Origin of the sequence: Brenneria populi (genome assembly GCF_036016195.1) — a bacterium.
GTDB classification, from domain to species: Bacteria; Pseudomonadota; Gammaproteobacteria; order Enterobacterales; family Enterobacteriaceae; genus Brenneria; species Brenneria populi.
This window is the reverse complement of the sequence record NZ_JAYWTM010000006.1, coordinates 456,780-468,243: the sequence shown is the minus strand read 5'-3', so window position 1 is coordinate 468,243 and position 11,464 is coordinate 456,780. Positions and strand designations below refer to the sequence as shown.

General features: G+C 52.6%; 9 protein-coding genes, 1 tRNA gene and 1 pseudogene. 1 reads left to right on the top strand and 10 read right to left on the bottom strand.

The window, feature by feature from the left end; all coding sequences use genetic code 11:
• Window positions 1–24 precede the first annotated feature (24 nt).
• The 7 genes and pseudogenes from VSX58_RS09685 to VSX58_RS09650 all read right to left on the bottom strand — a co-directional run.
• Window positions 25–201 (bottom strand): annotated as a pseudogene (locus VSX58_RS09685) (ash family protein); the annotation flags it as partial.
• Between the two features lie 216 nt (window positions 202–417).
• Window positions 418–927, bottom strand: a complete 510-nt coding sequence (locus VSX58_RS09680) for a GPO family capsid scaffolding protein (RefSeq protein ID WP_327617858.1) — start codon at window positions 925–927, stop codon at window positions 418–420.
• Between the two features lie 8 nt (window positions 928–935).
• Window positions 936–1,934, bottom strand: coding sequence for a P2 family phage major capsid protein (locus VSX58_RS09675; protein WP_327617856.1), 999 nt, complete (start codon window positions 1,932–1,934; stop codon window positions 936–938).
• Between the two features lie 241 nt (window positions 1,935–2,175).
• Window positions 2,176–2,829: a hypothetical protein gene (locus tag VSX58_RS09670; protein WP_327617855.1), complete on the bottom strand. Its 654-nt coding sequence runs from the start codon at window positions 2,827–2,829 to the stop codon at window positions 2,176–2,178.
• A 386-nt stretch (window positions 2,830–3,215) separates the two neighbouring features.
• Entirely contained in the window at window positions 3,216–3,992 is a 777-nt protein-coding gene (locus VSX58_RS09660) for a hypothetical protein (protein ID WP_327617854.1), read from the bottom strand.
• A complete protein-coding gene (locus VSX58_RS09655; RefSeq protein ID WP_327617853.1) occupies window positions 3,993–5,171 on the bottom strand; it encodes a tyrosine-type recombinase/integrase in 1,179 nt (392 codons plus the stop codon).
• A gap of 197 nt (window positions 5,172–5,368) precedes the next feature.
• Window positions 5,369–5,442 (bottom strand) — tRNA-Gly (locus VSX58_RS09650).
• A 298-nt stretch (window positions 5,443–5,740) separates the two neighbouring features.
• Here VSX58_RS09650 and VSX58_RS09645 point away from each other — a divergent pair.
• Window positions 5,741–6,754 carry a Ppx/GppA phosphatase family protein gene (locus VSX58_RS09645; RefSeq protein WP_327617852.1) on the top strand — a complete coding sequence of 338 codons (1,014 nt, stop codon included), beginning with the start codon at window positions 5,741–5,743 and terminating at the stop codon, window positions 6,752–6,754.
• Window positions 6,755–6,997: 243 nt separating this feature from the next.
• On the opposite strand, the gene lysS is transcribed toward VSX58_RS09645, so the two are convergent.
• The 3 genes from lysS to recJ all read right to left on the bottom strand — a co-directional run bounded on the left by lysS (window position 6,998) and on the right by recJ (window position 11,457).
• Entirely contained in the window at window positions 6,998–8,515 is a 1,518-nt protein-coding gene (lysS, locus tag VSX58_RS09640) for a lysine--tRNA ligase (RefSeq protein ID WP_327617851.1), read from the bottom strand.
• Window positions 8,516–8,524: 9 nt separating this feature from the next.
• A protein-coding gene (gene prfB / locus VSX58_RS09635) for a peptide chain release factor 2 (RefSeq protein ID WP_327617850.1) occupies window positions 8,525–9,623 on the bottom strand; the annotation gives its coding sequence in 2 pieces (ribosomal slippage) (window positions 8,525–9,547 and window positions 9,549–9,623; 1,098 coding nt in all).
• A 100-nt stretch (window positions 9,624–9,723) separates the two neighbouring features.
• Window positions 9,724–11,457, bottom strand: a complete 1,734-nt coding sequence (gene recJ / locus VSX58_RS09630) for a single-stranded-DNA-specific exonuclease RecJ (protein WP_327617849.1) — start codon at window positions 11,455–11,457, stop codon at window positions 9,724–9,726.
• Window positions 11,458–11,464 lie beyond the last annotated feature (7 nt).

Below are 11,464 nucleotides of genomic sequence, written 5' to 3'. Positions count from 1 at the left end.
ACCACCGGAGCTGCTAACCTCTTGATTGGTGGTAGCCCAGACGGGGTTAGCAGTACCGGCGTTATCGGAAACCGGCCAGTCCGAGGACTGCCCCGCCTGAGCCACCATTGATTCGGTACGGATAGATGCCGTTAAAAATGGGTGCGCTAAGGCTGCGACAATAAAAAAGACGCATGGCGCGTCTGGTGTCGCCGATAACATACACAGGCTGCTAATCCCGGTTGCCGATTTTGCGGCAACGGGCAGAATATACCCTGCGTTTTCTGGCGACAGCAAGCAATTTTTATCCGAATGCCGGTGATTGACCGGGTGCGTTATCGCGTACATAGTGTTTCCTGCTCAGTGACGAGCCATGACGTTAGATGGCAAGGGAGTGTTACCCGGTGCCTACCGCACCGGGTATTTTTTTGCCTGCGTTTAGCCGCCTGATATCGCTGAATACCAGCCGGACGGCGACAGCGAAAACCGGCAGGGGATCGGCTGGCTGAGCCGGGCGCGTTTCCCACGGCGTGAGAAATACGCCCGATTAGCGCTAAAGCGGATGCGATCCGTTCCCACACTGGCGGGGCTGTCCGTTACCGCCAACCCGCTGAGATAAAACCGCCCCGCTTCGGGGAAATCCTCTTCAATCTCAATCGAGCAAAACAGCTTTTGCCCTTTCTCGTTGTAGCTGACCAGTTGCGCCGTGGGACGAATGCGCACAAACAGCCGGGATTCGCCTTCGATAACCTCATGTTTTGCGGCCAGCACTTCCCCCAGGTTATCGCCAGTGCGTTTATGCTCGCCCCAAATCAGCGCGGTATAGCGCGCCGGGTTATAGGTCGCCCCCATGTCTTTCAGCCAGGCCGGATCGATATAGCGCCCGTCAATGGTTGCGCCTTCGGTGGCCACGCAAAACCAGCCGGTCGTTAACTGTGAATCGTTCATATGCTCCCTCACTGCAACAGCGTTATGGCCTGCTCATCGGCAGCGGCATACAGATAACCATCCCCCAGCGCATACCCCTCATTACGCCAGTAGCTATGCTCATACACGGAACGATCATCTATGAATTCCGCCCGGAAATAGCGGCTGTGTTTTTGCGTGTAGACGTGCAGGTTTTCCAGCGTGGTAATGGCCAGCCGTTTACCCGGCATAAACGGCGGAACAAAGGCAAAGCGTCCCGCCACTGAACTGGTGACCATCTGCGCGGCGGCGAGATCCGCTGGCCGGTCTGCCATATTGAACAGCCGTAGCCGTTCCGCAGCGGCCAGTTCAGCGCCCACCAATACCACCAGGCGCGGATCTTCGCGCAAGCCTTCCGGTATCTTTTGGGTGATCAGATGATTGGCCAGTGCATCCAGGTGCAGGAAATCGCCGCCATTTCCCAAGGTGATCGCATCAGTCAGCACTTGTGAGCCGCCATTAAATTGTTTGGCAACAGCATGCCAGCCAAGATTGATATCTTCCCCTTTGGGGTATTTGGCCGGGTTGGTTTCCGGGCTGAGAAACGCGCCATTTAAGCCGATGCGCAAAATATCTAACGCCATTGCCCGTTCAAAAAACGCCGCCATCGTCCGGGTGAAATGGTCAATCCCGCCTACGTTGGCAATGAGTGACATTTGCTCATACGACAGCGACGCGCAGGAATCCGTTTCAACCAGCACATACGGCGTACCGTTGACGGCCAGCGGCTTGTTAAATCGCCCCTCCATCGCACGCCCGGTATGCAGGCTGCTATCGCCAAGGGTGATCGCCTGGCCGCTTTCTTCCGCCATGTCCATCAAGGTGATGCCCTGCATCATCCAGCCGGATTCCAGTAAGGCGACGCGTAATTTATTTTCTGCCTCTTCTGATACAGAAAACGTTTTTTTGTTGTTGCTTAAATAATTTGCGCCGCGGGTAAAATTGCGATGAAATTCCCCCGCCAATGCAGGGGCATTAACGTGATGCATAAAATATCCTTTTATAAAAATGGGGTAATACGGTGAATTACAGTGCGTTTCGCATCATGTGATTTTTAGTTTGTCTGGCCTCTAACGTTTCTATCATTAATTTCACATAATCATTTACTGGCATGAGTTGACGAAATAACTCACCTTCATGGCCGTAATACAAACGACATAATTCAGACCTTGCGATCCCATTATTATTTAACTCATATTTATCTATGGGGTAACGGCAGCGTTTTAATATCTATTCAACCGCTTTTTGTAATTCATCCATCGCTGACCAGGCATAAATATGGGATTCACAACTTAAACCATCAGAATAAGAACTGATTTTATAAGCATACTCAGGTAAGGAAGCAACCGGCAGCTTTTCCATTACCTTATTCATAAAGCCTTTGATGTTCTTTTTCAGCATCGCTTCCACAACGGGGCGTAATAAACCTAATAATCCGTATCGTGCTTGATAGATTAATTTAGCCCGCTCAAAATCATCTTGTGCCTGTAACCGCCGCTCCTGCATCTGCCTCATGGCTTCTTTCATGGAAACAAGGCTTTCCCTGGTATCAGGCATATTTTGGTGAAGGATATCAGCCTCGCCGCCGTATCGGATAACGCCTTTCTGAGCTTCATCAACGGCTTTTTGCGCGCTAACACAAATCGCCGTGCCACGTTCAATCAGGAAGTTGATTTCGTCCGGGTCACACATGTAGCTAGGCATGTTATAGCCGGTCAGGGTTTCCAGTTCGGCTAATGAGCGCTCCATTTTAAACAGGCGATAGATTTCAATTACCCGGACCGCATAACCGCCATCCCCGTATTTAGGTTCAAATGGAACCGGATGATAAGCCGCGATAATGTTCATGGCTTTATCGTATTTACAGTGTTCTATTTTTTTCACTTATTCATCCTTAAAGTAAAAACCGATGTTGTGTTGCTCAGACTATTAATTCGATGCCGCTATATGGCTATCCCGCCACGCGTAATAATCTGAGGCTTTCCAACGTGACATACGGCCTATTTTTATGGGTTTAGGGAATCTCCCCTGGGCAATCAATTTGTAAATCCATTTATCACTTAACAAACAATCAGTTGTGATAAATTTCATATCAATCATTGAGTCGGGGTTAGGTCTGAACTGGTTCAGGTTGTAATGAACTTTACTTGACATATCACTCCATCGCTTTGTCTACCGGAATCAACTGGAGTGAATTAAAACATCGATTTTTACAGGCGAGAATGGCCGTAACTTTACAATCTTTACAGCCATTTTCGGTTAAAAAAATGTTAACCAATAAGTCTAAATGAATCAGTGAGTAATTTTTTTATTGTTTCATGCTCTAAAGGCGGTACTTTCTTTTCAGGCCAAAACAATGCTGCCTTCTCAAATAAAACATTAGCTAACCCAGTAGCAGTATAATTTAAATATTCCGCATCACTTCTTAATAGATAAATAATTGCCATCAATATTTCAACTTTAGGTTTTGCGTGCCTTTCTTTTTGAGCGATAGATTGCGGAGAACGTTTATCTTTCCCATAAGCTTTAATTAATCTAAGCAATTGCCGACCTGATATTTCAGCATTACCGGATAGAATATACTCCACATCATCTTCATATATTGGAATTGCTTTTATAAAATTACACTCTTCACCATCTAATAGATCAGGATGGAAATACAACGGTAAATCTTCCTCATCGCCACGCGCGTCATATATTTTAAATATATGTTTGTCATCATAATGCCAATAACCTTTTAAATAAGAGAGAACATAAACTCCATCATCATCAGAAATGATTTTATCATCAAGAACATCTAAATATGATCCTCCTATTATATGGCGGTCTCCATTTATATTAGCATTTGAGCTAATCATCCATTCGTTAAATACATCTTCACTTTTTATATATACTTTACTTTTAAAAATCCAACTTTTAGACAGTTCACTAAAAGAGTCGCCAAGTTTAACCTCACCTTTATAAGCAAGGTATCGCAGATCCGCAACTTCCATTTTCAAGATTTCTGCGGCTTCTGAAAGGTAATAGTAATCTCTGATAATCATCATTTAATCCTTTGAAATCTCATCAAGATAATCCGCATACCACTGCATCATTTCTCGACGACCATCAAGATATTGCGCATGGTTATAGGTTCCGCGAATACTATTTTTATCAACGTGGGCAAGCTGTGTTTCAATCCAGGCTGTATCGTATCCTTGTTCATACAAAATTGTGCTCATCGTATGGCGGAAACCATGCCCTGTAACACGCCCACCATAGCCAATACGACGCATCAACACATTCATGGCCATTTCACTCATTGGCTTGGTATGTTGAACCCTACCGGGGAAAACAAGCGGGTAATGGCCGGTAATCGGCTTTAATTCTTCAAGAATGGAAATAACCTGAATTGATAACGGCACACAATGAGGACGCCGCTTTTTCATTCTTTCTGCCGGTATTTCCCATAAGCGCTTATCAAAATCAAATTCTTTCCACTCGGCCTGGCGGAGTTCTCCCGGTCTGACAGCCGTCAGGATCAACAGCTTTGTAGCCAGTTTTACAATTAAACTGCCGCTGTAGGTATTCAGCGTTTGAAAGAATTCAGGTAGCTCTGGTGCCGTTAAAAAAGCATAGTGCTCCTTTTTATGAGCAACGAATGCACTCACCAAATCCGGCGCAGGGTTATATTCTGCTCTGCCCGTTATAATCGCGTACTTCCACACTTCGCCACACCGCTGCCGCACCTTACGCATTTTCTCGGTAGCACCACGATCGTTTAACTTGGACAGTACCGCCAGAAGTTCCATAGGCTTAATTTCCGCAATGGGGCGATGCCCAATAAACGGGAAAACATCTTTCTCAAAGGTACTCATCATTTCTTCGCTGTATGATGCCGACCAGCGATCCAACCGCTTTTCGTACCATTCACGCGCTATCGACTCAAATGTGTTTTCATTACGCCCTTGTTTTGCCAGCTTCTGCTCTTTACGCACATCACTGGGATTTACTCCTGCGGCGACCAGCTTTTTTGCTTCATCACGTTTCTGCCGCGCCTCATTCAACGAGATCGTGGGGTATGTCCCGAAAGAAAGCATTTTCGCCTTGCCATCGAAACGATAGCGAAAGCGCCATCCCTTCGATCCGTTCGGCTCGATCAGCAGTGAAAGCCCATGACCATCATTCTTGGTATAGGGTTTCTCCTGTGGCTTGGCGCGGCGTATCTCAAGGTCTGTAAGCGGCATGTGTATAGTTTCCGGTATGTATAGCTGCCCAATGTGTATAGAAATGAGTGTGTATAACACCCTCTATGCACATTACTATACACATTCAACACATGATTTGGGTAGATGTGAGTTGATACGGAGAGGCCAACAAAAACATGTAATCGTTGATTTTACTGATTTTTATTGAATTCAGGAGATATACAGAGAAGAGAACTTGGAGCGAGTGAAGGGAATCGAACCCTCGTATAGAGCTTGGGAAGCTCTCGTTCTACCATTGAACTACACTCGCAGGGGAAGTGCGCTTGGCATTATAGCGCTATCCCGTTGCCGGGCAAGCAAAAAACCGGACCGAAAGCTCAGGTTTTAACCAATCGCAGAGGCGTTAGCCTAAAAAGCGCTTTTTTACCTACGCTTTCCACGCCGGCGTTATGGCCGGCCCCCCGCGATAGCGCCGGCCATAACGCCCTTCTTTACGCGGGACCGGCTTTAGGTCACGATATAGGGTCGGTCCTTATCCCCCGAACACCTGAAAAACAGGTAACTGTAACTGACCGGCTCTTCTTTACTTTCTTTTATGGCAGGATGACATGAAAAAACGCTTAATCAGCATCGTCGGGCTGGTGTTGCTGACCAGTACGTTTTCGGCAGCGGCCGACAATTGCATTGAAACACGCGCGGGCATTGATATGGGTTCGGGCAGCACCAAGATCCAGGTGGCGCAGGTGGATATTTGCCGGCAGGTGCTGGGAAAAGTGTTGTATGAAGATCAGCGCCCTATCGCCTTTAATGCCGATCTGTCCAAATCGACCGATAATCAGCTGAGCGCGGCGATCCGGCAGCAGGGAGCGGCGGCGCTGAATGAGCTGGTGACGAAAGCGAGAACCTTCCATCCGCAGCGCATCAGCGGCGTGGCGACGGCGGTATTCCGTTCGGCCGCCAATGGACAGCAGGCGATCGACGACTTTAATCAGCGGGCGGATATACAGCTTAAAATTATTTCGCAGCAGCAGGAGGCCGAACTGGGTTTTCTGTCGGCGAAAGCGGCGCTGCATGACGAGACCCTCGGCAATAACGATCTGTTGGTGTGGGATATTGGCGGCGGCTCAATGCAAATGACCGCGCTACGTCAACAGAACGGACAGACCGTCGCCGATACCTATCAGGGGAAACTGGCGTCGGTCACGCTGAAAAACTTTATTACCGACGTTCTGCAAAATAAAGATCGCCAGGCCGATAGCACGCCCAATCCCATTGGTTCGCTGCGCGACACCGTACTGCGCTACGTGAGTTTCTACGCGCGCACCCACGTCAGCCCGCAGATCAAAGACGATGTAAAAACCCGGCGGGTGATTGGCATCGGCGGCGTACACGGCTTTTCCATCAAGGCGCAGATAAAGCCGGCGGACAACACCTATACGCTGGCCGATCTGGAACGCGTATCAAAAGAGCAGGTCTGGAAAGGGGACGCGGAACTGATCGGGGACTACCGCGATACCGACGTCAGCAATCTGTTGCTGGTAGAGGGTTTTATGCAGGCGCTAGATATTCCTCAGGTGACCATCGTGAAGGCCAATCTTATCCAGGGGATATTGATACAGTAAAAACGCCTGGTTTGCTTAAAAGCGGCTTCCCGTACTCAGCGGAACGAAAACGGCGCGATTAAGCGCCGTTTCAGACCGTTGACAAAATCAGATATTAGGGGAAACACGGGGGGAGGTTCCCGCAGGGACGCCTCACCCCCGTGGTCGCCCCGTGTATCTCGATCTAACAGACGGGTTTGTCAGCAGACTCAAACGGCGCGATTAAGCGCCGTTTTCCTGTGCGGCAATGCGCCGCGGACAGGATTATTTCTGCGGGCGCATCGCCGGGAACAGAATCACGTCGCGGATCGTGTGGCTGTTGGTGAACAGCATCACCATACGGTCGATGCCGATGCCCAGGCCGGCGGTCGGCGGCAGACCATGCTCCAGCGCGGTCACGTAATCTTCGTCGTAGAACATCGCTTCATCATCGCCGGCGTCTTTCGCGCTCACCTGCTGAGCGAAGCGTTCAGCCTGATCTTCCGCATCGTTCAGCTCGGAGAAGCCGTTGCCGATTTCACGACCGCCGATAAAGAACTCAAAACGGTCGGTAATCGCCGGGTTCTTATCGTTGCGGCGGGCCAGCGGCGACACTTCCGCCGGATATTCGGTAATGAAGGTCGGCTGAATCAGATTGCTTTCCGCCGTTTCTTCAAAAATCTCGGTGACTATACGGCCCAGCCCCCAGCTCTTCTCGATCTTGATGCCCAGAGAGTGCGCAATCGCGCTGGCCTTCTCCAGATCGTCCAGATCGGCGACGTTGGTTTCCGGGCGGTATTTGCAGATGGCTTCGCGCATGGTCAACTTCTCAAACGGCTTGCCGAAGTCGAACGTCTGATCGCCATAGGCAATCGTCGTGGTGCCCAGCACTTCCTGAGTCAGCGTACGGAACAGCGTTTCCGTCAGTACAATCAGGTCTTTATAATCGGCGTACGCCATATAAAGCTCCATCATGGTGAACTCGGGATTGTGACGCGGAGAGAGCCCTTCGTTACGGAAGTTGCGGTTAATTTCGAACACGCGCTCGAAGCCGCCCACCACCAGACGCTTCAGATACAGCTCCGGCGCGATGCGCAGATACATATCGATATCCAGCGCATTGTGATGCGTGACGAACGGACGGGCGCTGGCACCGCCGGGGATCACCTGCATCATCGGCGTTTCCACTTCCATAAAGCCCTGGCCTACCATGAAGTTGCGGATAGCGGCCAGCACCTTTGAACGAATACGGAAGGTATTGCGGGATTCATCGTTGGCGATCAGATCCAGATAGCGCTGGCGGTAGCGGGTCTCCTGATCCGCCAGGCCGTGGAACTTATCCGGCAGCGGACGCAGCGCTTTGGTCAACAGGCGCAACTCGGTACAGTGAACGGACAGCTCGCCGGTTTTGGTCTTGAACAGCTTGCCGCGCGCGCCGAGGATGTCGCCCAGGTCCCATTTTTTGAACTGCTCGTTGTAGACGCCCTCCGCCAGATCGTCGCGGGAGACATACAGCTGAATGCGGCCGCCGACGTCCTGCAAGGTGACGAAAGAGGCTTTTCCCATGATACGGCGCGTCATCATTCGGCCGGCGACGATAACGTCGATATCCAGCGCCTCCAGCTCTTCATTCTCCTTGCCGTCGTACTCGGCATGCAGAAGATCGGAGGTCGCGTTACGGCGAAAATCATTCGGAAACGCGATGCCATGCTCACGCAGCGCAGCCAGCTTCTCACGACGCGATTTCAGTTCGTTATTAAGTTCCTGCGCCCGATCGGCACCCTGTGATTGTGATTCAGCCATGAGAATTCCTTATAACCCCGCTTTTAAACTTGCTTCAATAAATTTATCCAGATCGCCATCGAGCACCGCCTGGGTATTGCGTGTCTCCACCCCGGTACGCAGGTCCTTGATGCGTGAATCATCCAGCACGTAGGAGCGAATCTGGCTACCCCAGCCGATATCCGACTTGTTGTCTTCCATCGCCTGCTTCTCAGCATTTTTCTTTTGCATCTCAAACTCGTACAGCTTGGCCTTGAGCTGTTTCATCGCCTGATCTTTGTTTTTATGCTGGGAACGGTCGTTCTGACACTGCGTGACGATATTGGTCGGAATGTGGGTGATGCGCACCGCCGACTCCGTACGGTTAACGTGCTGGCCGCCGGCGCCCGAAGCGCGGTAAACATCGATACGCAGGTCGGCGGGATTGATTTCGATATCAATGTCGTCATCCACTTCGGGATAGACGAAAGCCGAACTGAACGACGTATGGCGGCGGCCGCCCGAGTCAAACGGACTTTTACGCACCAGGCGATGCACGCCGGTTTCGGTACGCAGCCAGCCGAACGCGTAGTCGCCCATGATTTTGATGGTGGCGGATTTCGTTCCGGCCACTTCGCCGTCGGACTCTTCGATAATTTCGGTTTTGAAACCTTTGGCTTCCGCCCAACGCAGGTACATACGCACCAGCATGCTGGCCCAGTCCTGCGCTTCCGTACCGCCGGAGCCCGCCTGGATATCAAGGTAGCAGTCGGCGCTGTCATATTGGCCGGAGAACATGCGGCGAAATTCGAGCTGCGCGAGTTTCTTTTCCAGCGCGTCCAGCTCGGCACCGGTTTCATTAAAGGTGTCTTCGTCTTCCTCTTCCACCGCCAGCTCAAGCAGGCCGGAAACATCTTCCAGCCCCCGCGTCATTTGATCGATGGTATCAACGATGGCTTCCAGCGAGGAGCGCTCTTTACCCAGCGTTTGCGCGCGCTCCGGATCGTTCCAGACGTCCGGCTGTTCCAGCTCGGCGTTTACCTCTTCCAGGCGCTCTTTCTTGGCATCATAGTCAAAGATACCCCCTAAGGACGTCCGTACGTTCGGACAGATCCTGAATGCGGTTTTTTACCGGATTGATTTCAAACATGATTTTTATAATCTTACGTTAAGTCGTCGGTGAAGGAATAGATTTAAACGGCCTATTCTAACGGATTAAGGTCAGGGTTTATATACCCTTTTCCCTTCCCCTATAGCGGCCACAGGTGCTGAATCAGCAGCTGTACCGAACGTTTGCCGCGATACTCATTGACATCCAGCTTATACGCCAGTTCCGCTTCCCGTACGCTGCCGTCCGGCCACAGGCGCGTGTCGACATTAAAGGCGATGCCGTCCAGCAGCGGGCCGCCGTTTACCGGTTCAACCATCACCTTCAGGTGACGCTCGCCCACCAGCTTTTGTTGCAGAAGGCGAAAGCGGCCGTCAAACGTCGGCTCGGGAAAAGCCTGTCCCCACGGCCCGGCGTCGCGCAGCATTTCCGCCGTGGACAGACACAGTTCGGGCAGCGCCAGTTCGCCGTCCGACCAGATAACGCCTTCCAACTGGGACGCATCCAGCCATTCGCCCACCAGTTCGCCGAAGCGCAGCCGAAACTCATCGAACCGCTCTTCCATCAGCGACAGCCCCGCCGCCATGGCATGGCCGCCGAATTTCAGCATCATCCCCGGATACAGGGTATCCAGACGTTCCAGCGCGTCGCGCAAATGCAATCCGGCGATCGAGCGCCCCGACCCTTTCAGCATCCCGTCCCCGGCGGGGGCGAAGGCGATCACCGGACGATGAAAGCGCTCCTTAATCCGCGACGCCAGAATCCCCACCACGCCCTGATGCCATTCAGGATGGTACATCGCCAGCCCATAAGGCAGTTCGGTCCGGCTATGCTCCAGCTTTTCGCACAATCGCAGCGCTTCCGTTTGCATCCCCTGCTCAATTTCACGGCGGGTTTGATTCAGCGCATCCAGATCGCTGGCCAGCATGCGGGCCTGCACGATGTCGTCGCTGAGCAGCAGCGCCACGCCGACCGACATATCATCGAGCCGGCCGGCGGCGTTGAGCCGCGGCCCCAGCGCGAAACCGAGATCGCTGGCGACCAATTGACGGGCGTCGCGGTTCGCCACTTCCAGCAGCGCGCGGATACCGGGCCGGCACCTTCCCGCGCGAATGCGGCTCAGCCCCTGCGCCACCAGAATGCGGTTGTTGGCGTCCAGCGGCACCACGTCCGCCACCGTGCCCAACGCCACCAAATCCAGCAGTTCGGTCAGCTTCGGCTCCGCCAGCGCTTTCTGCGTAAACCAGCCGCTATCGCGCAAGCGTACAAACAGCGCCATCATCAGGTAAAACGCCACCCCGACGCCCGCCAGCGCCTTGGACGGAAAGGCGCAGTCGCGCAGATTGGGGTTAATCATCGCATCGGCGGCGGGCAGCGTCTCTCCCGGCAAATGGTGGTCGGTGACCAGTACGGCGATGCCGCGCCGGCGCGCCTCGTCCACCCCGGCGTGGGAAGAGATGCCGTTATCCACCGTGACGATGACCTCCGCCCCCAGCGCGGCCGCCTGCGCCACCACTTCCGGGCTAAGCCCGTAGCCGTCGTCGAAGCGGTTCGGCACCAGATACTTGACGTTGACGCCGCCCATGCCGCGCAACGCCAGCACCGTCAGCGCGGTACTGGTGGCGCCGTCGGCGTCAAAATCGCCGACGACGACGATACAACGCCGATCCGCCAGCGCCTGTTGCAAAAAATCGACGGCCTGCCCGATACCGTTAAGCAGCCGATAATCCAGCAGGCCGCGCAGGCCGCGCTCCAGTTCCCGCTCGCCCTTGATGCCCCGCTGCGCGTATAAACGGCGCAACAGCGGCGGCATCGTCATGGGTAAATCACTATCTTGCGCCGGCGGACGCCGGCGCAGCTGAGTTATCAGTTCCACAGTGTCG

Bases quoted from the DNA above. Each gene is read 5' to 3' on its own strand.
- VSX58_RS09675 (WP_327617856.1), bottom strand. From the start codon at position 1,934: ATGCATCACGTTAATGCCCCTGCATTGGCGGGGGAATTTCATCGCAAT.
- VSX58_RS09660 (WP_327617854.1), bottom strand. From the start codon at position 3,992: ATGATGATTATCAGAGATTACTATTACCTTTCAGAAGCCGCAGAAATC.
- lysS (WP_327617851.1), bottom strand. From the start codon at position 8,515: ATGGCTGAATCACAATCACAGGGTGCCGATCGGGCGCAGGAACTTAAT.
- VSX58_RS09645 (WP_327617852.1), top strand. From the start codon at position 5,741: ATGAAAAAACGCTTAATCAGCATCGTCGGGCTGGTGTTGCTGACCAGT.
- VSX58_RS09655 (WP_327617853.1), bottom strand. From the start codon at position 5,171: ATGCCGCTTACAGACCTTGAGATACGCCGCGCCAAGCCACAGGAGAAA.
- VSX58_RS09680 (WP_327617858.1), bottom strand. From the start codon at position 927: ATGAACGATTCACAGTTAACGACCGGCTGGTTTTGCGTGGCCACCGAA.